Here is a 21,372-nt window from a genome sequence, read left to right as displayed (position 1 = left end):
GGGATTAAATTCCGTCGGAATCCGGTGCGGTCGTCTCAACCGCAGGGGCCGGGATTACTACCGGCGCCGGCTGCGGCTGCCCTGCCTGACCAATCAGCGCGGTGTTCTCGACGACATCGAGCGCTTGGCGTGCGGTGACGTAGCGTCGGGCGGCGTCCATCCAGTTGCCGGCCTGACCCGCGCCCGGTAGCCGTGCCACTTCCGCGCGTGCCGCCTCGACCTGACCAGCGGCGAGCAGGCGTCGTGCGCGCGCAAGGCGGTCGGCGGGCATCGGCGAGGGGGTGCCCGCCTTGCGCAGCACCACCAGCGTGTCGATCTGGTGCTGGATCGTGTCGAGCCAATTTTCCCCGGTTGAACTGGTGATGTCGGGCGCGATCGCGTCGAGGCCCTGGCGAAGATCCTCGAGCGTGACCGGCTGGCGTGCAGCCTGGATCAGCAAGGTCGTCGCGCGCGGTTGCGCCTGGCCGAACCGCAAGCGCAGTTGTTCTTCGAGATATCCGAGGCCTACCCCTCGATCGAGCGCACGCCGCGCGGCAAACGCGACCAGCAGCCCTTCCGCACGCGTCGCCTGGCCACCGGCGGCGGCGGCATCGCTCGTGATAACGGCGGTCCGCGCCTCGAGTGCCGTCAACTGGCCCGCCAACGTCGCCTCGCGGGTTGCCAATACAGTGGTATCGACTGGCGCATTCGCCTGGGGCTCGCCGTCCGGACCGAGTGGTTGCGACGGGATGTACCCCGAATTGCCCACGGCCTGCTTCTGACCTGCAACCGCCGCACCGGCAGCAGTCGGACGTGTCGCGCCCGTCCACGGCAGCGTCTTCGTCGCATACGCCATCAGCGCGATCCCGGCGATGAACGCAAGGACGGTCAAGGCGATTATGACGCCCATTCTGGGTCCGCGTGCCCGTGGGCGATCGGTCGGCACGTAGTCGCTCATGGCGTGCTTATCCCCGCCGCGCACCGGATGGTCAATCGCGCGTATGTTCGCACGTGCAGCAGCAAGCGCGACGAGCGCCGGATCGGTCGGTTGCGGCGCGATCGAAACGGCTGCCCAGCTGGATCCGGCGGCGTCAGCGACCGCGGCGCTGATCGCGGCGATCTCGATTCCGGATCGGTCCACGCCCGCTGTATCGAGCACGTCTTTCAAGCGAGCCGCCGCGCGTTCGGAATGCAGCAGCACGACGGTACCGGCAAACGACCGCGCCAGGGCCGCGTCGATCGGCAGATCATCGCTCGCGTAGACGATGATCGGTTCGACCCCGTCGCCGGTCGGGTTACGGTCGCGTCCGGCGAGGTGGAGCAGCCGTGCGAAGCCGCGATCGCGCGCTTCGGAAACGGCATCGCGGGCATTGCTCGACCCCGTTACCGCGACCGCGAAGCCCGCTTCGGTCGCCGCAGCGGCGGTCGCTGCGCCGACCGCTATCACCGGCAGGCGCTTGAGTGCGTCCAGTCCCGCGCCGCCGTGTCGTACCGCGTTTGCGCTGGTCAGCAACAGCCCGTCGAACCCCGTCGGATCGGGTGTGCTCCAGTCGACCGAGGTCACGGCGAACAGCGGAACCTGACGTACGTCGAGCCCCAGCGCGCGGAGTGCCGCAGCGCTGCGTGCGTTGCCGGGTTCTGGCCGCACGACGACGACGGCGTGGGCAGACGTCATGCCGCGAACAACCGGCGGACGCTCGCTGGCGCGCGCGTGAGCAGGTCGATGGCCAGCCGCGTGCCCAGATCCTCGTCCGCGCCACCCTCGATCGATCCGGCAACGTCGCACGTCCCGTCTTCGGCGATCAGTTCGGCGCGCAGGGTCAGCGTCTCGCCCGCCAGCGAGGCCAGCGCCGCGACCGGCGAGTGACAATCCGCCCCGAGTCGGGCGAGCAGCGCGCGCTCGGTCAGCACGCACAGGCTGGTGTCGGCATGATCGATCGCCGCGATGATCGCGTGCGCCGCACTGCCGGCGAGGATCTCGACCCCGACCGCACCCTGTGCCGGCGCGGGCAACATCACGTCGGTCGGGATAGCTTGGCCGCAATCATCGCGACCCAGGCGGTCGAGTCCGGCGGCGGCCAGCAATGTCGCATCCATCTCCCCGCTCGCGACCCGGCCGAGCCGCGTATCGACGTTGCCGCGGATCAGCACGATCTCCAGATCGGGCCGCAGCCTCAACATCTGGGCACGGCGTCGGGGCGAACTCGTGCCGACGACCGCATTTGGCCTGAGATCGGCGAACGTCTCCGCGCCGATCAGCCGGTCGCGCACGTCGGCACGGGGCAGCATCGCGGCGATCTTCAGCGTGTCGGGCCGGATCGTCTCGACGTCCTTCATCGAGTGCACCGCGCAATCGATGTCGCCGTCGTGCAGCGCGCGGTCGAGTTCCCTGGTCCACAGCGCCTTGCCGCCGATCTCGGCGAGCGCGCGATCCTGGACACGGTCGCCGGTGGTGCGGATCACGACCGTTTCGACCTGATCGGGCGACCAGCCATGCGCCGCACACAATGCATCGCGGACCAGGCCTGCCTGGGTGAGGGCGAGCGGAGACCCCCGCGTACCGAGCCGAAAACGAGTCATCCGTGCGCCATGCAGAAACGTCGGGCATTCGACAAGCGTGGGGACAAGCTTGGTACAGACATATACAGACGCGCGATGATCATCCTCGGCATCGAATCTTCCTGCGACGAAACCGCGGCCGCGCTCGTCACCGGCGACCGGCAGGTCCTTGCGCACCGGCTGCTCGGGCAGGAGGCGGCGCACGCGCCGTTCGGCGGCGTGGTGCCCGAAATTGCCGCGCGCGCGCATGTCGAGGCGCTGGAACCGCTGATCGTCGCGGCCCTGGCGGACGCGAAGCTGACGCTGGCGGACGTCGACGCGATCGCCGCGACCGCGGGGCCGGGGCTGATCGGTGGAGTCATGGTGGGGCTCGTCACCGGGAAGGCACTCGCGCATGCCGCGGGAAAACCGTTGATCGCGGTGAATCACCTCGAAGGCCACGCGCTTTCGCCGCGGCTGTCGGATCCCGATCTGGAATTTCCGTACCTGCTGCTGCTCGTGTCGGGCGGGCATTGCCAGTTGCTGCTGGTCGAGGGTGTCGGCGCATATCGTCGCCTTGCCACGACGATCGACGACGCCGCGGGCGAGGCGTTCGACAAGACCGCCAAGCTCCTCGGACTGGGCTTCCCCGGTGGTCCTGCGGTCGAGCGCGCCGCAGCGCTCGGCAACCCCAAAGCCGTCCCCCTGCCGCGCCCGCTCAAGGGCTCGGCCGAACCGCATTTTTCCTTCGCCGGCCTGAAAAGCGCCGTCGCGCGCGTCGTCGGTCAATATTCGCCTGAGGACCTCGCAGCGTCGTTCCAGGCGGCCGTGGTGGATTGCCTGATCGACCGCACGACCAAGGCGTTACGGACCTCGCACGGCGCCACCGCGCTTGTCGTCGCTGGCGGAGTCGCGGCCAATACCGCGGTCCGCACCGCGTTGCAGGGCCTGGCGAGCGCACACGGTCTCCGCTTCGTCGCGCCGCCTTTGTGGCTTTGCACCGACAACGCCGCGATGATCGGCTGGGCAGGGGCCGAGCGTTTTGCCGCTGGCCTCACCGACCCGCTCGATGTCGCCGCGCGTCCGCGCTGGCCGCTCGATCCGAACGCTGAAGCGGTGCGTGGCGCGGGAGTGAAGGCATGAAGGCCCCTGATATGAAGATTGGCGTTATCGGCGGGGGAGCGTGGGGCACCGCACTGGCTCAGGTTGCGGCGTATGGCGGTCGCGACGTCATCTTGTGGGCGCGCGAAACCGCCGTCGTTGGGGCGATCAATGCGCGGCATGAGAACACGCTCTTCCTCGCCGGCGTTGCGTTGTCCCCGACGATCCGCGCCACCGAAGACCTCGCCGCGCTGGCCGATATGGATGCGATCCTCGTGGTTGCGCCCGCTCAGCATGTCGGCAGCGTCCTGGCCGCCGCCCCGATCGGTCGCATACCGCACGTACTCTGTGCCAAGGGTATCGAGGCCGGCAGCAAACGGCTTGTCGGTGAGGTCGCGCGCGCGGTGCATCCGGGGGCGCCGATCGCCGTTCTCTCCGGGCCGACCTTCGCGCACGAAGTCGCCGCCGGATTGCCGACCGCGGTGACGCTCGCCTGCGAGGATGCGGAGCTTGGCGAACGGCTCGCGACGCGCCTCGCGGCCCGCCATTTTCGCACCTACGCCTCGACCGACGTCGCTGGCGCGGAGATCGGTGGCGCGGTGAAGAACGTCCTCGCGATCGGTTGCGGCGTGGTCGAGGGGGCAGGGCTCGGCCAGAACGCGCGTGCCGCCCTGATCGCGCGGGGGTTCGCCGAGATGACGCGTTTCGGGCTGGCACGTGGCGCGCGGGCGGAGACGCTGGCGGGGCTGTCGGGACTGGGCGATCTCGTGCTCACCTGTTCGTCGACCAGTTCGCGCAACTTCTCGCTGGGTGTCGGGCTGGGGCGCGGCGACTCGGCGGCGATGCTGCTGGCCGATCGCCGGACCGTCGCGGAGGGCGCCTTCACTGCGCCGGTCCTGCGCGAGGCCGCGCGCGACGTCGGCGTCGACATGCCGATCACCGAGGCGGTCTGCCGCTTGTTGGAGGGCGCGCCGGTGAGCGACGTCATCGGCGACCTGCTGGCCCGGCCGCTGAAGGGCGAGGCGGGCTGATTGCGGTCGGGCGATCCGCGAATGGGCTTGCCTCGTTCGCGGATTGTTCTATTTCCGGCCCATGCTCGATATGCCGCCGGACTCCTGCATCGACAAACCTGGATCCCCCCCCGATTCGGTCATGTGCGCCGCCGACGTGGCGCGCGGGGTGATCCGGATGTTGCTGCGACACGACCTCACCGCGATGACCGAAGTGCCGCTCGACGGAGGCCGTCGCGCCGACCTGATGGCGGTCGATGCGCGCGGGCAGATCGTTATCGTCGAGATCAAGGTGTCACGCGCCGACCTGCTCGGCGACGGGAAGTGGCCGGACTATCTGGCGCACTGCGACCGGTATTTCTGGGCTGTACCGGCGGGGTTCGACATCGGGCCACTCGACGGCCCGGCTTTCCTGCCCGAGCGTACCGGGATCATCATCGCCGACCGCTATGACGCGGCGATCGTGCGGGAAGCGCATACCACGCCTTTGCCCGCGCACGTTCGCAAGCGGTGTACGCTGGCGTTCGCACGACGGGCGGCGCGACGGTTGATTGCGCAGATGGACCCGGATGCGGACGGGTTGGCGTTCTGAGCTAATCCTCCCCTGACAGGGGAGGATTAGCTCAGAACTTCGGACCGGAGACGGCCTTGCGCACCTTCTTCGGCGCGTCGGCCAGCAGCTTCGTCACGATCGGATTGCGGGCGTCCTGCTTGGCGTAGTCGCGCGCCGACATACCGGCAATGATATCGGCCTGGTCGGGATCCGCATTCTCGTTCAGCAGCACGCGGATCATCGCCACGTCGCGGCGCTGTACCGCGCGGATCAGCGGGGTTTCGCCCGCGGAGTTCGCAAGGTTCGGATTGCCCTTGGCTGCCGTGAGGATCGGGATCATCCCGGTCTGCCCCAGCGTCACGGCGAGCAGCAGCGGCGTGTTGCCCTTGCCGTCGCGCAGGTTCGCGTCGGCGCCCTTTTGCAGCAGGAAGCGCAGATACACCTCGTCGCCACGCTTGATCACGATGTGGAGCGCGCCCTCGCCGCTCGTCACGTCGCGCGTGTTGATGATGTTGCTGCCCGGCTTGCCGAGCATCTCCAGCACGTCGTTGTTCTTGGCATCGCGGACCGCGGTCAGGAACTTGTACCCTTCCGACTGGCCCTGCGCGAAGGCCGGCGTGGCGACATTGGCGAGCGCGGGCGTCAGGAGGGCAGTGGCGAGCAACAGGCGAATACGCATCGAAGACATCCTTGGTTCGTCCTGGGTATCGGGCGACGCTTGCGCCGCAGTAGCTAACAGATCAAGGCTGGCGGCATCATGACCATGCGTTTCATCCTATTCGGCGCGCTTGCCTTGTCAGCGTGCAGCCCGTCGGCACCCCCCGCCAAGCCGCCGCTCGACGGCGCCCGGATCGGCGGTCCGTTCGCGCTGACTGACCAGAACGGACATGCAACTACGGACCGCAATTTTGCCGGCAAATACCGGATCATGTATTTCGGGTACACCTTCTGTCCCGATGTGTGTCCGACGGATGTCCAGACGATCGGTGCCGCGGTAAAAAAGCTCGAGGCGAGCGACCCTGCGATCGCCGCGAAGATCGTCCCCATATTCGTGACGGTGGATCCGGTGCGCGATACGCCGGCGGTGCTCAAGCAGTTCGTCTCCGCCTTTCACCCGCGCATGGTCGGGCTGACCGGCAGCGTCGAGGCGATCGAGCGGATCAAGACCGAATATGCGGTTTATTCCAGCAAGGGCGATGCCTCGCCCGGTGGCGGCTACCTCGTAAACCATTCTCGCCAAACCTATTTGATGAGCCCGGACGGCAAGCCAATCGCTTTGCTGCCGCAGGAACAAGGGCCCGACGCGGTGGCGACAGAGATCAAGCGCTGGGTCCGATGAGCGCGCGCTTCTGGGAAGATACGCCGATCGAGCAACTCGATCGCGGTCAATGGGAAGCCTTGTGCGACGGCTGCGGCAAATGCTGCATCCACAAGCTCGAGGACGAGGAAACCGGCGAGCTCGTCGCGACCAATGTATCGTGCCGCCTTCTCGACCGGCGCAGCGGGCAATGCTCCGACTACCGCCACCGCCACGCGTACGTGCCGGAATGCGTGCGGCTGACGACCGGCAATGTCCACGGGATCGACTGGCTGCCCTCGACCTGCGCGTACCGCCTGCGCGCGGCGGGCGAGCAATTGCCCGAATGGCACTACCTCGTCTGTGGCGACCGCGAAGCGGTGCATCTGGCCAAGCAGTCGGTGCGCGGCTGGACGATCAGCGAGGACGAGGCAGGCGAGCTCGAATATCACGTCATCGACCGGGAGCTGTGATCGGCCGATGATCGAGGGCCTCGAGATCGTCCGTCATCCCCGTGCCCGTCGCGCGCGCCTGTCGATCGATCCTGCCAGTGGCCGGGCGCGCCTCGTCCTGCCCAAACGCGCTGCGCTGAAGCAGGCGCTGGCCTGGGCGGAGGACAAGGCAGACTGGATCGCCGAACAGCGCGCGTTGCTGCCCCAGCCGCGGCCCTTCGCGCCGGGCGCGATCCTGACTGTCGCCGACGAGCCGCTGACGATCGAGTGGGCGCCGGGCAGCCGCCGCACCGTGATCCGAGAGGGGTCGGTGCTGTCGCTATCGGGCCCCATTGAAACCATTCCCCGTCGCGTCGAGGCGTGGTTGAAACGTACGGCCCTCACCGTTCTGGAGACCGAGACCGCCGAGTATGCAGCCAAGGCGAAGGTCAGCGTCGCGCAGGTCGCGGTCGGCGATGCGAAAGGTCGCTGGGGCAGCTGCGCATCGAGTGGCGTCATCCGCTACAGCTGGCGACTGATCCTCGCGCCGAGCTGGGTCCGCCGCGCCACCGTCGCGCATGAAGTCGCGCACCGCGTCCACATGAACCACGCGCCGGTCTTCCATGCGCTGGTCGAGCAACTCTATGGCGAAGATCCGACGCCGGCCCGCTTATGGTTACGGACGCACGGCGCGGGGCTTCACTGGTTCGGGCGATCTTCCTGACTACGATCGCTCTGGAAGCGTTGAGTCTGCACATGATCGCGCGGCACGTCGCGCTGGATCGGCTGGCGCCCCGCCGGTGACGGCTCGCGCCGCTCGCGGCCGGTAACCCGGTCGATCCAGTCCTGGTTCAGCTGTTGCGGCGGCGCAGGAGGTGCTTCGGGCTGATCCGCATCGGGCCGTGGGATCGTGTCGCCGGTCTGCGCGTCGGTCGGGACCGGCGGCTGACCCTGCTCGATCGGATTGCCGTCCGCGTCGACCGCCATCTGGCCATTGTCGGGCTGGCCGAAATAGCTCTCCTCGTCGGGTTCGAGCTGCCATTCGGGCAACGTGACCTTCGTATCGAACTGCTCGATCGGGCGGTTGGCGGTCGCGGGCTTCATGAACGCCGCCCAGGCCTTGGCCGGCGCGGTGCCGCCGTGGAGGCCGGCGATCGGTTTCGCATCGTCGCGACCCATCCACACGCCGGTCGTGATCCCGCTCGAGAAGCCGAGGAACCAGCCATCCTTCGACGAGCTGGTCGTGCCCGTCTTGCCGGCGACCGGGCGACCGATCTGCGCCGCGCGACCGGTGCCGGTGTTGACCGCGGTCTGCAACAGGTCGGTCATCTCGGCGGCGACATAAGGGGCGACGAGCACGTGGCTGCGGTCGACCTCGTGCGTGTAGATCGTTTGGCCGTTCGCGGTGACCCGCGTGATTCCGTACGGCGTGACGGCGACGCCCTTGGCCGCGACGGAGGCGAACGCACGGGTCATATCGATCACGCGGACCTCGGACGTGCCGAGCACCATCGACGGATGCGTGTTGACCGTGGTCGTGATGCCGAACCGGCGGGCCATGTCGGCGACCGTGTTGAAGCCGACCTCCTGGCCAAGCTTCGCGGCGATCGTGTTCAACGAATAGGCGAACGCGGTGCGCAACGAGACCGCGCCCGAGTTATGCCGCGAATCGTTGCGCGGGCTCCAACCCTGGATCGTGACGGGTTCGTCGACGATCGAATCCTCCGGCTTGTGCCCCGCCTCCAGCGCGGCGAGATACACGAACAGCTTGAACGAGGAGCCCGGCTGGCGGACCGCCTGGGTCGCGCGGTTGTAGATCGACGAGACGTAATCCTTGCCACCGACCATCGCGCGCACTTCGCCGCCGCGATCGAGTGCGACCAACGCGCCCTGCGCTCCGGGGGGAGCATTGGCGCGGATCGCATCGTCTGCCTGGCGCTGCATGTTGAGGTCCAACGTCGTCCAGACTTCGAGCGGCTCGGTGGTCTCGTCGATCAGCGTATCGAGCTGCGGGATCGCCCAGTCGGTGAAGTAGCGGACGCTGTTCTGCCTGGGCTCGGGCGCGAGCTTCAGGCCCGATACGTCGGCGTCGGCGGCCTGCGACGCGGTGATCGCGCCGGTTTCCTGCATCGTTTCCAGCACCACGCCGGCGCGGCCCATCGCGGCCTCGGCGTCGGCGGTCGGCGAGTAATTGGAGGGCGCCTTGACGAGGCCGGCAATGACCGCGGCTTCGGCGAGGCTCAGATGATCCGCACCGTGGCCGAAGAATTTACGGCTCGCGGCGTCGATGCCATAGGCGCCGCCGCCATAGTAAACCTTGTTCAGATAGAGTTCGAGGATCTGATCCTTCGAAAATTTCCATTCGAGCGCGAACGCAAGGATAGCCTCGCGAAACTTGCGACCGAACTTCTTCTGGTTGTTGAGGAAGACGGTGCGCGCAAGCTGCTGCGTGATCGTCGAGCCGCCCTGCGTCCAGTGACCGCGGTCGTAGCGCACCTTCACCGAGCGCGCGACGCCGATCGGATCGATGCCGATATGCGAGCGGAAGCGGCGATCCTCGACCGAGACGGTCGCGTCGCGCATTACTGCCGGGATCTGACTGTAGGGCAGCCATTCGCCGAAGCTCGGGCCCATCGAGACGATCACGGTGCCATCGGCGGCATGGACGCGGATCATCTGACCGTTGGGCGAGGACTTCAGGCTGTCGAAACTGGGAAGCTGCGACATCGCGATGTAGACCGCGATCGCCAGCGCACCGAGCGCGAGGACGCCCAATCCGACCATGACCTGAATGAAAATGACGACCCGGCGGCGCCAGCGGGACGCTGGACGCTGCGGGGGCCGACGGGACGGTGAAGCAGAACGCGTACGAGCCATGTGACGCGCGGAATAACGCGCTATGCCCCTACGCTACAAGCGGCATCAAGCCGCGGCGTTCGCTTTGCGCGCCCGGAATTCGAGCGAGAGCGAATTCATGCAATACCGCTGGCGGGTCGGTGGCGGGCCATCCGGGAACACATGGCCAAGGTGGCTGTCGCAGCGCGCGCAACGCGTTTCCGTTCGGGTCATGCCGTGACTGCGATCGGTATGGTCGGTCACGGCGTCGGGCCGGATCGGCTGGGTGAAGCTCGGCCAGCCCGAGCCGGACTCATATTTATCGGCGCTGTCGAACAGTTCGTTGGCGCAGGCCGCGCACCGGTAGACGCCATTTGCCTTGTTGTCGTTCAGGACGCCGGCAAAGGCACGTTCGGTGCCGGCTTCGCGCAGCACGTGATATTGCTCGGGGGTGAGCCGCTTGCGCCATTCGGCTTCGGAAAGATTGAGCTGATCCATGGGTTTCATCTCGTGCTGACGGGACGGATTTCAAGATTGGCTCATTCTGGTTGTGTTGGCGATGATCTGGATCAGGGCGGGGCGCATGAAAGGGAGCAACCATGCGGCGTGTTCGCTTTCGGCGGCGCGGCGGACGAGGCTAGCGATGCCGATCGGGCGGGCGAGGCGGCGGGCGAAGGTCTCCTGCCATGCGGAGGCGGCGGCCGGACCGCCTTGCGCATAGGCGTTGGCGGCCGCGACCCCGCTGGCGAGCGCAATGCCCATGCCTTCGCCGGCAAGCGAGGGAATGACGCCGGCCTGGTCGCCGAGCCTAAACACCCCCTCGACGCCGGTGCGTTGCCGCCAGCCATAGGGGACGTTGGCGATCGCATCGATCGGTGCGTTGCCGTCGATCAGCGCGATCCATTCGCCGAGCGCGGGCATCTCGCGGCCTAATAGGGCGAGTAATTGCGCGGGCGATCCGGCAGCCTGGAGGCGCGAGCGGTGGACCGCGAGGCACAGGTTGGCGGTGCCGTCTTCCTGCATCGCCAACCCTGCATAGCCGCGGTCGAACAGGTGCAGTTCGATGCCGCCCGAGAGAGATCGGGCCAACGGGGGGGAGGGGGCGATACGGACTCGTATCCCCAGCGTTGGGTCAGGCCCGCGTGCGTCTTCGGGGCGCGCCATGCCTCGAACGTCGTGCTTGCCGCTGGCCAGGAACAGCGCATCGGGCGCGAACGTCGCGCCGTCGGCGGTGCGAACCGTCCTGCCGTCGATCTCGCGGACGGTGACGCCCCGCTCGACCGGTGTGCCGAGTCGTTCGGCATGGTCGAGCAGGACGGTGTCGAGACGGTGGCGCGTTACCGACACGGCCGGATGAGGCAAAGCTGCATCCGCACGCCGGTTGCCAGCGAAGATACGTGCGCGCGTCACGCGGTCGGGGTTGAGCGTGTCGGGATCGATGCCGAGCCCGGCCAGCGTTTCCAGGGTACGCCAGCTGAGGAACCCGCCGCAGATCGCGTCGCCGGTCTCGCGCGATCGTTCGACGAGCAGATGCGGCAGACCCGCGCGCGCCAGACCGATCGCGGTCGCGGCGCCGGCAAGCCCGCCGCCGACGATCAGCGCAGGCGTTCGACGCATAGCCGGAACGGGAAGACGCGGCGGACTTTTGCCTGGGTGATACCGGCCTCGGCAAGGATCGCAGGCCATTCGTCGGGGCGGTAACTGCGTGCGATTGACAGCGTGCCGTCGTGCCGCACGATCCGGTGCCAACGGGCGACGGTGGCGAGAATCGGGAAGCCCCAATGCGCGAAGCCGTGGCGGTGGAGGTCGTTGACGAACCATCCCGCGCTGGCGTGTGCCTCCATGAAGCGCAGGAAGGCGACGAGCTGCTCGTGGCTCATGTGATGCGCGACCAGGCTGCTGACGATCACGTCCCAGGGCTCGTCGGCGAGATCGGCATAGTCGCCGGTGACGTAGCGGACGTCGCCGCCATGCGCTCGCGCCGCCTGTTCGCTGCGGGGGTTGAGATCGACGCCGACCAGATCTGCGGCGATGCCCTTTGCCTTCGCCCAGCGTTCGATGCGACGGAGCATGTCGCCGTCGCCGAACCCGACGTCGAGCAGGCGAAAGCTCGTTCGTCCCTTGGTGGCGCGTTCGAGGAAATCGAGCGTCGGGCGGCGCGCCATCGTGACGGTGTTCACCTTGGCAAGGTCGCCGACCACATCCGCATAAGTCGCCGCGTCGAGATCGTCCGCATCCATCAGCTCTTCGGCTTGTGAGCGGGCCGCGAGGCTCATGGCGCGCTCCGGAATCCGAAGCCCTCCGCCGCCAGGCCAGGCCCGAACGCGAGCGCGACGCCGTGCTCGACCGGCGGGCCGGACAGCAGTCGTTCGAGGACGAACATCAGTGTCGCCGACGACATGTTGCCGTTTTCCGCCAATACCTGTCGCGACGCCGACAAGGCATCGGGGGACAGGCGCAGCGCATGCTCGACCGCATCCAGGATCGATCGACCGCCGGCATGGACTGCCCACGCATCGACCGTATCGGGTGGTTGCCCGCCGCTGACGACGTCGCGAAACGCTGCATCGGACAGCGCGGTTGCGATGCGCCCCGGCACCTCGCCCGACAGGTGCATGGCGAACCCTGCATCGGTGACGTCCCACCGGATCAGTGCCTCGCTTTCGGGTAACGATGCGGCGAACGGCGCGTCGAGCGCGAACCCGGACGTATCGCTCGTGACGAGAGCGGCTGCGGCGCCATCGCCGAACTGCAGCATCGCCAACAGCGATTCGATCTCGTTCGCCGGTTGCAGGTGCAGCGTGGACAGTTCGACCGTCACCACGAGCACGCGCGCGTCGGGGTCGGAGCGGACGATATGTCTCGCGCTGCGCAACGCGACGACGGCGGCGTAACATCCCATGAACCCGATCAGCAGCCGTTCGACGCTGGCGGACAGGCCGAGCCGCCGGGCGATGATCTGATCGATTCCGGGCGCGACGAACCCGGTGCAACTCGCAACGACGAGGTGCGTGATACCGTCGACCGCTATTTTCGTCCGCAACGCTTCGATCGCGCGGATCGCCAGGTCGGGCGCGTGCTCGGCATACAGCGTCATCCGCGCAGCCGTGCCGGGATGCGGCTCGACCGCATAGAACCCTGTATCGTCGACGGGAGATCCTCCGTTCGCCGTCGGTGGCAGGACGGACCAGCGATGCATGATACCGGACCTGCTGGCCATGCGATCGAACACGCGCTCGGAGCGCGCATCGACTCGCGTCCGCGCCCAACCGATAAAAGCCGTGTGGATGTCATGACCGGGAACGGCGGATCCAACGGCATTCAGATAAGCGGACACAATACCCTTTCGCCTGCGATCATCGCCCAACGCACGGTACGATCAAACGGACTGTAGCGGCCACCGATATTGAGTCACGGGCTTGCGTTCCAGCACGACGACGCTTCGCTCCGCCTGGTCCGCTCGCTCGGGCCGTCCGGCGGATACCCGCAGTCCAAACACCCAAATCGGGCAATAGAACTAAAACGGAGTTATCAAAACCATAATGGCAACAAACTGATCGGGCGAAATTGGATGTTATTGCGGAAATATCGCGATCGTTATGCATTGATTGTCACCACACCTGTATCCTTGCGAAGGAATGGGTTGAATTTCAGGGACGGAAGTCGACAATGATGATCGTCAGGCTGACAAGGCCGGGCATACGTTCACTTCGGTCGGTGACGTGCGATAGCGGCAGACGCCGCGGGCACGAGATCCGGTCCGATGTCGTGGTATCAACAAGGCAATGGGGAGCCTTTGGTGAAAAATGAGTCCGTCGTCGAACTAATCAAAGACTTGACCGCAAAACTTTCGGCGGTGGCCGAAGAGTTCAACGGTCGGGTAGCACATGCGGCTCAAGAAACCCCGGTTGGCGACGAGCCAAGCGACGCGGCATTGGTAGAGCATGCCAACGCCGTACTCGCCGAGCGGCGGATGCGGCGTCAGTTCCTGCCCGGCGAACTGTTTCACGAGCCCGCCTGGGACATGCTTCTTGCTCTCTTCGCATCACGCGACGACCGCATGCCGATGAACATCAAGGCGCTGGTCAGCATGTCCGACGCGCCGGTAACGACTTCGCAGCGCTGGATCGAGCATCTCTACAAACTGAAGCTGATCGACCGTGTCATCGACCCCACTGATCGTCGTCGCGTCGAAATCTCGCTCAGCCACGACGGTGATCGGCAAATGAAGGCCTATCTGCGCGCGCTTATTCGCCGGTAATTGACTGAACGGTCGCTGCGACGAATTGCAGGCTGCGTTAACAGCTTGTCTCGGAGCTGGTGATCGCATGGTGTTGAACTTTGCGGTATTCGTTGGCGTATGATCGAATTTCTGCCGACGTGTACGCGTTAAATGGTCGAAGCTGGAGGTATCCGAAACGGATTTAGTTTCAATGGTTCCATGAACTTCAACGTTCATATCCAATTTGACTTTGTAGCTTTTGATTAAGCGCTGATCGACCATTGCTCCCCTTCAACGGAGTGGGACGGCATTGGTTTATCGCGTATCAGACCATCGGCTAAAGGTGTGCTGATCAAGCGCGACATGGCCGCGTTGCGTCTGTCTCCTCCCTACGTAATCGCATCGGCATCACAGCCGGCCCTGCGGGTAAGCCAGCCACGTCTTGGACGGCAGGCACCATGGCGGGTACGCCAGTCATCAATATTGCTGATGCGCGCGGGCTCGTCGTCGTTGGTCGGGCGCGGGTGGGTCGGCCCCATGCGCCCAACCCAAATCACCGCGCGCGCCGGGGACCCCATGACGGTTCGATCAAGCCAGGTTGGCTTTGCCCCGTGCAGCGCGACGCGTCCGGCGTGTGGGGGACGACGATGAACATCAGGGGGGAAAAACCAATGTCCGTGCCGAACCAGCCACAACCCATGATACTGCCACGGGATTTTACCGATCACGGGCCGTCGGTCGAGGATCTGGCACGCGAATTTGCGAAGCAGGACGTGGCGGCGAGCGAGGCGTTGATCGAAAAACTGGCGACCCAGGCGATCCGCCAATGGCGCCTGGATGACGCAACGTTCTGGCAACGCGTAAAATTTCAGGCGCGCATGTTCCGTGCGCAGGCAAGTTCAGCTGCGTCGGCGGGCAAGCGCTGAAGGCACCGCGCTGTCTGTAAGTCCCTGACATCGCGCCGAACGCTGCCGTAACGCGATCGCCAGTTACTTCTCGTCGGTCGTCAGTTTGACCTTGTTCGGGAGCTTCTTCCCCTTGGTCCGGCGCGATGGCAGCTGGACCGGGTTCTTTTTCTTCCACTGCGCGAACGTCATCGGGCCATCGGGGGTTTCGATGATCGTCTCATCTATCGAACTCATGTAAATTCCTCCTGACGACCAAACGCCCGACCCGCAAAGGGGGGCCCTCGAAAGGGTGATTTACTCTATCGGGAAAATGGTGCGGCCAAGAAGACTCGAACTTCCACGGGCTTTCGCCCACAACGACCTCAACGTTGCGCGTCTACCAGTTCCGCCATGGCCGCCCATGAAACATCCCCGGGCGAACCCGGTAGCTGGTAGGCGAGCGCCACTAGCAAGGCTTTCCGCGTCGTGCAACGCCCTTTGCGATAAAGTTTCGCTCCGGTACCGCAAACCAGACGGAGGGCCGGCGATCAGCGGGTCGTCTCGCCCGCGAAACTCAGTTCGAGCCGCTTCGAGTTCGCCGGAACGTTCAGCGTTGCCGAATTGAAGTCGATCGCGCCGCCCGGTGCCAGCGTCCGCTGCTGCGGGGTGATCGTCCAGCTATAGACCAGCCGCCCCTTTCCATCGCGCAGCTCGGCACGAATGTCCGGCACGCGCTGACGCTGGTCGGAGGGGTTGGTGACCTGACCACTGACCGCGAACAGCTCGGAGCCGTTTTCCAGTTCGCGCCGCTCGATCGGATTGTCGCGCAACCGCAGCGGTGTTTCGTCGGTGCCGAGCCCAAGCCCGAGTTTCGCCGCCACGCCGGGGGCGCCGAGATAGACGATCGCACCAGCCGCGATCAGCATCAGCAACCCGGCGAGCACGGCGACGATCGTCCAGCGGCGTGGCATGTTTCGCCGCGGGCGAGACGGCAACGGGTCCACCACAGGCTTCGACACGGGTGCCACGAACGCAGGCGCCACGAACGCGGGCGCCGCGAACATCGGGGCGTCGAACGCCGGCGCGGGAAGATCCGGCGCTGCAACGCCCTCTGCTCCGGCGAATGGTGCAAAGCGGGTGTCCGGCTCTGTCAAAGGCGGGCGAGCAAGCGGAGTCAGGGGTGGCGGTGCTGGCGGAAGCGGCGTCGATGGTAAAAGGTCCGACGCGTCCTCGACCACCGGTGCGGCGGCCTGGAACCAGCTATGTCGGCAGTTGGCGCAGCGTACGGTGCGTCCCTCGGCGCCGATCGCGCTGTCGGGAACCAGATAGCGCGTGCTGCACTCGGGACATTGGAGGATCATGGATACGCTTCACCAGCGATCGCTGGAGCGCGACCGGTCTTGCCGACGAATAAGCACGCGGCCCGTATATGTGGCAAGCTTGAAGCGGCGCGCGCTTTCATGCGAAAGCGACGGCAAGGGCATCAAGCGGGCGAGAGCGGGCGCAACCACGTCATGGCGAATATCGTCCAATTCGAAAATGTCGGGCTTCGCTACGGCACCGGCCTCCAGTCTGGCGAGGGTTCCGGGCCGGAGACGCTGTCGGACGTCAGCTTCACGCTACGCAGCGGCGCGTTCTATTTCCTCACCGGTGCGAGCGGCGCGGGCAAGACGTCGCTGCTGAGGCTGCTGTATCTGGCGCAGCGCCCGACGCGCGGCGTGATCCGGCTGTTTGGCGAGGATGCCGTAGTCTTGTCGCGTGACCGGTTGCCGGGGTTCCGGCGGCGGATCGGCGTGGTGTTCCAGGACTTCCGGCTCGTGCCGCATCTGTCGACCTGGGATAACATCGCGTTGCCGTTGCGCGTGGCGGGAATGCCCGAGGCGGCGATCGAACAGCCGGTGCGCGAGATGCTCGCCTGGGTCGGGCTCAGCGACCGGGCAGACGCCCGGCCCGCGACACTGTCGGGCGGCGAGCAACAGCGCGTCGCGATCGCCCGCGCGGTGATCGCGCGGCCGGAGATCCTCGTGGCGGACGAGCCGACCGGGAACGTCGATCCGGACATGGCCGAACGGCTGCTGCACCTGTTCGAATCGCTGAACAAGCTCGGCACGACAGTGGTGGTCGCGACGCATGACTTCCACCTGCTGGGGCGTATCCCAGGTGCGCAGATGATGCGCCTCGATCGCGGTCGGCTGCTCGATCCGACGGGCTCGTTGCGCTACCCGCCGACACGGCCCGATTCATGACGGCGCGATTGATGCGAACGTTGAGGATCCGGTCCTCGGCGGATCGTCGCGTGCTCGACGAAGCGGGCGGCGTGCGCGCGATGACGTGGGTGATGGCGATCATGCTGTTCCTGACGATGCTCGCTGCCGCGCTGGGGTTGGCGACGGCGGGGGCGGCGCGGTTGCTCGATCGCCAGCTTGCCGGACGGTTGACCGTGCAGATCGTCGATGGCGACCCGGTGCGCAGAGATGCGGTTGCAACGCGCGTACTCGCGGCGTTGCGCGGCATGCCGGGGGTGTCAAAGGCGTCGCCGGTCGACCGCGCGGACCTTACGAAATTGCTGCAACCCTGGCTTGGGTCGGACGGTGCCGATCCGCAACTGCCCGTGCCGGCGATGATCGACGTCGACCTTGCCGATCATGACGAGATCGACGCCGCACGCGTTTCCGCCGTGGTCCGCCGGGTGAGCCCCGCCGTCCGGGTCGATCGCCACGAAAGCTGGATGTCGCCGATCAACGACGTGATGCGCTCGCTGACGCTGCTGGCGCTTGCGCTGGTGCTGCTGATGGCCAGTGCGACTGCGGCCGTGGTCGTGCTCGCCGCGCGCGCCGGGCTCGAAACGCACCGCGAGACGATCGCGGTGATGCACATTCTCGGTTCGACCGACCTGCAGGTCGCGCGGCTGTTCCAGCGCCGCATCGCGCTCGATGCGGCGATCGGCGGCATCGGCGGCGGGTTGATGGCGCTACTGGTGATCGCATTCGTCGGCATCCAGTTGCACGGTCTCGGCTCCGAACTGCTCGGTGGCGTGACTCTGGGCGGGGTCGACTGGGTGCTGCTCGCGCTGTTGCCGGTCGGGTTCGTCGTCCTCGCGACGCTGGCCGCCCGCGTGACGATCGTCCGCGCGCTGAGGCATATCCTGTGATCGTGCGGTTCCTCGGCATCCTGGGTCTTGCCTGGGCGTTCGGGTTCGCGGTGTTCATGCTGCTGCTGCCCAAGCCGTTGAACGGCTTCACATCGGACGCGATCGTGGTGCCGACCGGTGGCGCAGGGCGGATCGACCGCGGCATCCTGTTGCTGCGCGATCACCAGGCGAAGCGGATGCTGGTGACGGGCGTCGCGCCGGGCGTGCGGCCGATCGACCTCGCGCTCGAGTACCGGACGTCGCCTTCGCTGTTCGCGTGCTGCATCGATCTCGGCGCGGAGGCGGTCGATACGCGCTCGAACGCCGAGGAGACGGCGCAGTGGGTGCGCGTCCATCAATACCGGTCGGTGCGGCTGGTGACCTCGGACTGGCACCTCGCGCGTGCCCGGATGGAATTGGCCGCCGCGCTCGGCAAGGACGTGATCATTCTTGGCGACGGTGTTCCGGGAACGCCGCGGCTCGGGACCCTGGTCAACGAATATAACAAGTTGATCCTTCGCCGGATCGCACTGTGGATTGGATTTGGCGGATGATCTGGCTGCGCAACTGGGCGTTCATGCTCGTTTTCTATACGATCTCGGTGCCGATCGTGGTGACCGTGCCGATCTCGGCGCTGTTCGGTTCGCGCGCGGTGATCGTGCATTCGACGATCTGGACGCGCTTTCACCGCTGGTGCGCGCGAGTGATCCTGGGCGTGCATATCCGGATCGAGGGGACGCGGCCGACCGAGCCGGCCTTCTACGCCTGCAAGCACCAGGCGATGTTCGAGACGCTCGAGTTGCAGGCGTTGCTCGACGGCCCGGCGATCGTGCTGAAGCGCGAGCTTGCCGATATCCCGGCCTGGGGTTGGGCGGCGCGACGGTACGGGGCGATCGTCGTCGACCGCGAGGCGTCGGCCAAGGCGATGCGCAGCATGATGCGCGAGGCGACCGCGGCCAAGGCGACCGGGCGTTCGATCCTGATCTTTCCGGAAGGCACGCGCGTCTCGCCGGGCGAGCATCCGCCGCTGAAGCCCGGGTTCGCAGGGCTTTATCGTGCGCTGAAGATGCCGACGGTGCCGATTGCCTGCGACAGCGGGCTGGTCTGGCCGCGCAAGGGTCCGAAACTGCCGGGGGTGATCACCTTCCGGTTCGGCGAGGTGGTCCCGCCGGGCCTGCCGCGCGAGGAAGCGGAGCAGCGGGTTCACGCGGCGATGAACGCGCTGGATTAGCCAAGCAGCCTACCACCCCGGCGAAGGCCGGGGCCCAATTGAGGGACTCCGCTGACGTGCGTCGCGCTTCGTTACTCCGGCCTACCCAATTGGGCCCCGGCCTACGCCGGGGTGGATGATGGTGGCACCCACCTCACCCGTGCGTGCGGCCGAAGTCCTGCACATCGTCGTCCTGACCTTGCTCGACGATGCTCCGACGAATCGCGCGAGTCCGCGTGAACAGGTCGAATAGGGCATCGCCATCGCCCCAGCGGATCGCGCGCTGCAGGTGGCTCAGATCCTCCGAGAAACGCTGGAGCATTTCCAGCACCGCTTCGCGGTTGTTGAGGAAGATGTCGCGCCACATCGTCGGATCGGACGCGGCGATACGCGTGAAGTCGCGGAAACCGCCGGCCGAGTATTTGATGACTTCGGACTGGGTCACTTCCTCCAGATCGCCGGCGGTGCCGACGATCGTGTAGGCGATCAGATGCGGCAGGTGGCTGGTGACGGCGAGGACGCGGTCGTGATGCTCGGGCGCCATCGTCTCGACCTGTGCGCCGAGGCGTCGCCAGAATTCCGAGACGCGCTCGACCGCGACCGGGTCGGCGCCTTCGGGCGGCGTGACGATGCACCAGCGGTGGCGGAACAGCGTCGCGAAGCCCGCCTCGGGACCTGAGCGCTCGGTGCCGGCAACCGGATGCGCGGGGATCACCGTCGCGTTGGGCAACGCCTGCGTCAGCGCCCGGACGATCTCGGCCTTGCAGCTGCCGACGTCGCTGACGACCGCATCGGCCGGCAGTTCGGCCGCGAACTCGGCGGCGACGTCGCCCATGATGCCGACCGGCACGCACAGGATCACCAGATCGGCATCGATCACCGCTGCGCCGGCCGAATCGGCGACGTCGTCGCAGAAGTTCAGCCGGTCCGCAGTCTCGCGCACGCTCGCATCGGCATCATAGCCGGTGACGCGCACCGTCGGCATCGACTCCTGGACCGCGCGCGCCACCGACGAGCCGATCAGCCCCAGCCCGATGATCGTGACGCGCGCGAACGGCAGCATCAGGCCCGCTCGACCAATGCACGCAGCGCCGCAGTGACGCCGCGCGTCTCGTCCTCGGTGCCGATCGTGATGCGCAGCGCGTTGGGCAAACCCTGGCCCGGCAGCCAGCGGACGATGTAGCCCGCCTCCATCAGCCCGTGATACGCGGCGTCGGCCGTCAGCTTGCCCTCGAACAGGATCAGCACGAAGTTCGCCTTGGACGGCACTGCGCGCAGGCCCGCATTGCCCATCTGCGCGACCTGCTCGACGAACCAGCCGCGCCAGATGTCGTTGTGTGTGCGCGTGGCATCGACGAAGCCGGTGTCGGCGAGTGCTGCGACCGCTGCGGCCTGGCCCGCGGTGGTGACGTTGAACGGTGCGCGGATGCGGTGCATCGCGTCGATGATCGGCGCGCAGGCATAGCCCCAGCCGATCCGCTCGGCCGCCAGCCCGTGGATCTTCGAGAAGGTGCGCGTGACGAGCACGTTCGCCTCGGTCATCGCCAGCGCGAGGCCGGCATCGTCCTCTTCCGGCGACAGATATTCGGCATAGGCCTGGTCGAGCACGAGCAGCACGGACTTCGGCAAGCTCGCATGCAGCCGCGCGACTTCCGCGCGAGGGGTGAAGGTGCCGGTCGGGTTGTTCGGATTGGCGACGAACACGACGCGGGTGCGCTCGGTGACGGCGGCGAGGATCGCGTCGACGTCGGTCGCGTAATCGCGGTCGTCGACGATGACGGGCTCGGCACCGACGCGGCGCGTCGCGATCTCGTATACCGCGAAACCATAGCGGACGTGGATGATCTCGTCGCCAGGGCCAGCATAGGCGCCAGCGACCAGATGCAGGATCTCGTCGGAGCCGGTGCCGTAGATCACGCGCGCCGGATCGAGGTCGTAATGCGCGGCCAGTGCCTCGCGCAGCTCGGCGGCGCTCGCATCGGGATAGCGTTCCAGCGTGCGGTCGGCGGCGTCGAACGCGGCCTTGGCGGCGGCGCTGGTGCCGAGCGGGTTCTCGTTCGACGAGAGCTTGATCACCTTGCGGCCATCGTCGGTCGTCGAGCGACCGGGCGTGTAGGGCGCGATCCCCATGATCCAGGGTTTCGGCGCGGGTGCGGGCATGATGCGTGTCATGGCCGCG

At 66.8% G+C, this 21,372-nt stretch carries 24 protein-coding genes and 1 tRNA gene; 12 read left to right on the top strand and 13 right to left on the bottom strand.

Annotated elements, in window-relative coordinates:
* Nucleotides 1–4: 4 nt before the first annotated feature.
* Both SJY41_RS15940 and hemC read right to left on the bottom strand, forming a co-directional pair.
* Nucleotides 5–1,654: a uroporphyrinogen-III synthase gene (locus tag SJY41_RS15940; protein WP_380783190.1), complete on the bottom strand. Its 1,650-nt coding sequence runs from the start codon at nt 1,652–1,654 to the stop codon at nt 5–7.
* On the bottom strand, nt 1,651–2,559 hold the full coding sequence (gene hemC, locus SJY41_RS15935; protein WP_380783189.1) for a hydroxymethylbilane synthase: 909 nt from the start codon (nt 2,557–2,559) through the stop codon (nt 1,651–1,653). Before hemC ends, SJY41_RS15940 begins: the two co-directional genes overlap by 4 nt.
* A 75-nt stretch (nt 2,560–2,634) precedes the next feature.
* Here hemC and tsaD point away from each other — a divergent pair, with 75 nt between their 5' ends.
* The 3 genes from tsaD to SJY41_RS15920 all read left to right on the top strand — a co-directional run bounded on the left by tsaD (nt 2,635) and on the right by SJY41_RS15920 (nt 5,220).
* Nucleotides 2,635–3,660 carry a tRNA (adenosine(37)-N6)-threonylcarbamoyltransferase complex transferase subunit TsaD gene (tsaD, locus tag SJY41_RS15930; protein ID WP_380783188.1) on the top strand — a complete coding sequence of 342 codons (1,026 nt, stop codon included), beginning with the start codon at nt 2,635–2,637 and terminating at the stop codon, nt 3,658–3,660.
* A gap of 11 nt (nt 3,661–3,671) precedes the next feature.
* The gene (locus SJY41_RS15925; RefSeq protein WP_380783187.1) at nt 3,672–4,649 is read left to right on the top strand and encodes an NAD(P)H-dependent glycerol-3-phosphate dehydrogenase; all 978 of its coding nucleotides are present in this window, start codon (nt 3,672–3,674) and stop codon (nt 4,647–4,649) included.
* 61 nt (nt 4,650–4,710) lie between these two features.
* Nucleotides 4,711–5,220: an MmcB family DNA repair protein gene (locus tag SJY41_RS15920; RefSeq protein ID WP_380783186.1), complete on the top strand. Its 510-nt coding sequence runs from the start codon at nt 4,711–4,713 to the stop codon at nt 5,218–5,220.
* A 31-nt stretch (nt 5,221–5,251) separates the two neighbouring features.
* Here SJY41_RS15920 and SJY41_RS15915 read toward each other — a convergent pair whose 3' ends face one another.
* Nucleotides 5,252–5,860, bottom strand: coding sequence for an ankyrin repeat domain-containing protein (locus SJY41_RS15915; protein WP_380783185.1), 609 nt, complete (start codon nt 5,858–5,860; stop codon nt 5,252–5,254).
* 78 nt (nt 5,861–5,938) lie between these two features.
* Here SJY41_RS15915 and SJY41_RS15910 point away from each other — a divergent pair, with 78 nt between their 5' ends.
* Genes SJY41_RS15910 through SJY41_RS15900 form a run of 3 tightly spaced genes read left to right on the top strand, consistent with a single transcriptional unit; the run spans nt 5,939 to nt 7,633 of the window.
* Nucleotides 5,939–6,520, top strand: a complete 582-nt coding sequence (locus tag SJY41_RS15910; RefSeq protein WP_380783183.1) for an SCO family protein — start codon at nt 5,939–5,941, stop codon at nt 6,518–6,520.
* A complete protein-coding gene (locus SJY41_RS15905; RefSeq protein ID WP_380783181.1) occupies nt 6,517–6,951 on the top strand; it encodes a YcgN family cysteine cluster protein in 435 nt (144 codons plus the stop codon). Before SJY41_RS15910 ends, SJY41_RS15905 begins: the two co-directional genes overlap by 4 nt.
* Before the next feature lie 7 nt (nt 6,952–6,958).
* Nucleotides 6,959–7,633: a M48 family metallopeptidase gene (locus tag SJY41_RS15900; RefSeq protein ID WP_380783180.1), complete on the top strand. Its 675-nt coding sequence runs from the start codon at nt 6,959–6,961 to the stop codon at nt 7,631–7,633.
* On the opposite strand, the gene SJY41_RS15895 is transcribed toward SJY41_RS15900, so the two are convergent.
* From SJY41_RS15895 to SJY41_RS15875, 5 genes are read right to left on the bottom strand one after another with little or no spacing between them, the layout of a single operon-like run.
* Nucleotides 7,609–9,786 carry a PBP1A family penicillin-binding protein gene (locus tag SJY41_RS15895; protein ID WP_380783179.1) on the bottom strand — a complete coding sequence of 726 codons (2,178 nt, stop codon included), beginning with the start codon at nt 9,784–9,786 and terminating at the stop codon, nt 7,609–7,611. The genes SJY41_RS15900 and SJY41_RS15895 overlap by 25 nt on opposite strands.
* Before the next feature lie 45 nt (nt 9,787–9,831).
* A complete protein-coding gene (msrB, locus tag SJY41_RS15890) occupies nt 9,832–10,242 on the bottom strand; it encodes a peptide-methionine (R)-S-oxide reductase MsrB (protein ID WP_380783178.1) in 411 nt (136 codons plus the stop codon).
* A 30-nt stretch (nt 10,243–10,272) separates the two neighbouring features.
* Nucleotides 10,273–11,361: an NAD(P)/FAD-dependent oxidoreductase gene (locus tag SJY41_RS15885; RefSeq protein WP_380783177.1), complete on the bottom strand. Its 1,089-nt coding sequence runs from the start codon at nt 11,359–11,361 to the stop codon at nt 10,273–10,275.
* On the bottom strand, nt 11,340–12,020 hold the full coding sequence (locus SJY41_RS15880; RefSeq protein ID WP_380783176.1) for a methyltransferase domain-containing protein: 681 nt from the start codon (nt 12,018–12,020) through the stop codon (nt 11,340–11,342). Before SJY41_RS15880 ends, SJY41_RS15885 begins: the two co-directional genes overlap by 22 nt.
* Complete coding sequence (locus tag SJY41_RS15875; protein WP_380784166.1) at nt 12,017–13,084, bottom strand: type III polyketide synthase; 1,068 nt, start codon at nt 13,082–13,084, stop codon at nt 12,017–12,019. Before SJY41_RS15875 ends, SJY41_RS15880 begins: the two co-directional genes overlap by 4 nt.
* A gap of 459 nt (nt 13,085–13,543) precedes the next feature.
* Here SJY41_RS15875 and SJY41_RS15870 point away from each other — a divergent pair, with 459 nt between their 5' ends.
* Nucleotides 13,544–14,005, top strand: a complete 462-nt coding sequence (locus SJY41_RS15870; protein WP_380783175.1) for a hypothetical protein — start codon at nt 13,544–13,546, stop codon at nt 14,003–14,005.
* Nucleotides 14,006–14,424: 419 nt separating this feature from the next.
* Nucleotides 14,425–14,892 (top strand): hypothetical protein, encoded by a 468-nt coding sequence (locus SJY41_RS15865; protein WP_380783174.1) that lies wholly within the window; start codon nt 14,425–14,427, stop codon nt 14,890–14,892.
* 63 nt (nt 14,893–14,955) lie between these two features.
* On the opposite strand, the gene SJY41_RS15860 is transcribed toward SJY41_RS15865, so the two are convergent.
* The 3 genes from SJY41_RS15860 to SJY41_RS15850 all read right to left on the bottom strand — a co-directional run bounded on the left by SJY41_RS15860 (nt 14,956) and on the right by SJY41_RS15850 (nt 16,214).
* Nucleotides 14,956–15,108, bottom strand: a complete 153-nt coding sequence (locus tag SJY41_RS15860) for a hypothetical protein (RefSeq protein WP_380783173.1) — start codon at nt 15,106–15,108, stop codon at nt 14,956–14,958.
* Nucleotides 15,109–15,185: 77 nt separating this feature from the next.
* Nucleotides 15,186–15,272, bottom strand: a tRNA-Leu gene (locus SJY41_RS15855).
* 129 nt (nt 15,273–15,401) lie between these two features.
* Nucleotides 15,402–16,214 carry an MJ0042-type zinc finger domain-containing protein gene (locus SJY41_RS15850; protein ID WP_380783172.1) on the bottom strand — a complete coding sequence of 271 codons (813 nt, stop codon included), beginning with the start codon at nt 16,212–16,214 and terminating at the stop codon, nt 15,402–15,404.
* A 153-nt stretch (nt 16,215–16,367) separates the two neighbouring features.
* Between SJY41_RS15850 and ftsE the strand changes: the two genes are divergently transcribed.
* From ftsE to SJY41_RS15830, 4 genes are read left to right on the top strand one after another with little or no spacing between them, the layout of a single operon-like run.
* Nucleotides 16,368–17,099: a cell division ATP-binding protein FtsE gene (gene ftsE / locus SJY41_RS15845; protein WP_380783171.1), complete on the top strand. Its 732-nt coding sequence runs from the start codon at nt 16,368–16,370 to the stop codon at nt 17,097–17,099.
* A gap of 11 nt (nt 17,100–17,110) precedes the next feature.
* Nucleotides 17,111–18,004, top strand: coding sequence for a cell division protein FtsX (locus tag SJY41_RS15840; RefSeq protein WP_380783170.1), 894 nt, complete (start codon nt 17,111–17,113; stop codon nt 18,002–18,004).
* Nucleotides 18,001–18,537: a YdcF family protein gene (locus tag SJY41_RS15835; protein WP_380783169.1), complete on the top strand. Its 537-nt coding sequence runs from the start codon at nt 18,001–18,003 to the stop codon at nt 18,535–18,537. Before SJY41_RS15840 ends, SJY41_RS15835 begins: the two co-directional genes overlap by 4 nt.
* Nucleotides 18,534–19,214 (top strand): lysophospholipid acyltransferase family protein, encoded by a 681-nt coding sequence (locus SJY41_RS15830; protein WP_380783168.1) that lies wholly within the window; start codon nt 18,534–18,536, stop codon nt 19,212–19,214. The genes SJY41_RS15835 and SJY41_RS15830 overlap by 4 nt, the downstream gene beginning before the upstream one ends.
* A 133-nt stretch (nt 19,215–19,347) precedes the next feature.
* On the opposite strand, the gene SJY41_RS15825 is transcribed toward SJY41_RS15830, so the two are convergent.
* Together SJY41_RS15825 and hisC are read right to left on the bottom strand one after the other, a co-directional pair.
* Entirely contained in the window at nt 19,348–20,256 is a 909-nt protein-coding gene (locus SJY41_RS15825) for a prephenate/arogenate dehydrogenase family protein (protein ID WP_380783167.1), read from the bottom strand.
* Nucleotides 20,256–21,353, bottom strand: a complete 1,098-nt coding sequence (gene hisC, locus SJY41_RS15820; RefSeq protein WP_380784165.1) for a histidinol-phosphate transaminase — start codon at nt 21,351–21,353, stop codon at nt 20,256–20,258. Before hisC ends, SJY41_RS15825 begins: the two co-directional genes overlap by 1 nt.
* Between the last annotated feature and the right edge of the window lie 19 nt (nt 21,354–21,372).

The organism is Sphingomonas sp. R86520, from assembly GCF_042466285.1.
In the GTDB taxonomy this organism is placed as follows: Bacteria; Pseudomonadota; Alphaproteobacteria; order Sphingomonadales; family Sphingomonadaceae; genus Sphingomonas.
This window is presented reverse-complemented; position numbering and strand designations above follow the sequence as displayed.

Coding starts and splice junctions, on each gene's coding strand:
- SJY41_RS15910 (WP_380783183.1), top strand. CDS start 5,939: ATGACCATGCGTTTCATCCTATTCGGCGCGCTTGCCTTGTCAGCGTGC.
- SJY41_RS15825 (WP_380783167.1), bottom strand. CDS start 20,256: ATGCTGCCGTTCGCGCGCGTCACGATCATCGGGCTGGGGCTGATCGGC.
- SJY41_RS15885 (WP_380783177.1), bottom strand. CDS start 11,361: ATGCGTCGAACGCCTGCGCTGATCGTCGGCGGCGGGCTTGCCGGCGCC.
- SJY41_RS15850 (WP_380783172.1), bottom strand. CDS start 16,214: ATGATCCTCCAATGTCCCGAGTGCAGCACGCGCTATCTGGTTCCCGAC.
- SJY41_RS15915 (WP_380783185.1), bottom strand. CDS start 5,860: ATGCGTATTCGCCTGTTGCTCGCCACTGCCCTCCTGACGCCCGCGCTC.
- SJY41_RS15860 (WP_380783173.1), bottom strand. CDS start 15,108: ATGAGTTCGATAGATGAGACGATCATCGAAACCCCCGATGGCCCGATG.
- SJY41_RS15865 (WP_380783174.1), top strand. CDS start 14,425: ATGGCGGGTACGCCAGTCATCAATATTGCTGATGCGCGCGGGCTCGTC.
- msrB (WP_380783178.1), bottom strand. CDS start 10,242: ATGGATCAGCTCAATCTTTCCGAAGCCGAATGGCGCAAGCGGCTCACC.
- SJY41_RS15940 (WP_380783190.1), bottom strand. CDS start 1,654: ATGACGTCTGCCCACGCCGTCGTCGTCGTGCGGCCAGAACCCGGCAAC.
- tsaD (WP_380783188.1), top strand. CDS start 2,635: ATGATCATCCTCGGCATCGAATCTTCCTGCGACGAAACCGCGGCCGCG.
- SJY41_RS15925 (WP_380783187.1), top strand. CDS start 3,672: ATGAAGATTGGCGTTATCGGCGGGGGAGCGTGGGGCACCGCACTGGCT.
- ftsE (WP_380783171.1), top strand. CDS start 16,368: ATGGCGAATATCGTCCAATTCGAAAATGTCGGGCTTCGCTACGGCACC.
- hemC (WP_380783189.1), bottom strand. CDS start 2,559: ATGACTCGTTTTCGGCTCGGTACGCGGGGGTCTCCGCTCGCCCTCACC.
- SJY41_RS15895 (WP_380783179.1), bottom strand. CDS start 9,786: ATGGCTCGTACGCGTTCTGCTTCACCGTCCCGTCGGCCCCCGCAGCGT.
- SJY41_RS15830 (WP_380783168.1), top strand. CDS start 18,534: ATGATCTGGCTGCGCAACTGGGCGTTCATGCTCGTTTTCTATACGATC.
- SJY41_RS15880 (WP_380783176.1), bottom strand. CDS start 12,020: ATGAGCCTCGCGGCCCGCTCACAAGCCGAAGAGCTGATGGATGCGGAC.
- SJY41_RS15900 (WP_380783180.1), top strand. CDS start 6,959: ATGATCGAGGGCCTCGAGATCGTCCGTCATCCCCGTGCCCGTCGCGCG.
- hisC (WP_380784165.1), bottom strand. CDS start 21,353: ATGCCCGCACCCGCGCCGAAACCCTGGATCATGGGGATCGCGCCCTAC.
- SJY41_RS15905 (WP_380783181.1), top strand. CDS start 6,517: ATGAGCGCGCGCTTCTGGGAAGATACGCCGATCGAGCAACTCGATCGC.
- SJY41_RS15920 (WP_380783186.1), top strand. CDS start 4,711: ATGCTCGATATGCCGCCGGACTCCTGCATCGACAAACCTGGATCCCCC.
- SJY41_RS15840 (WP_380783170.1), top strand. CDS start 17,111: ATGCGAACGTTGAGGATCCGGTCCTCGGCGGATCGTCGCGTGCTCGAC.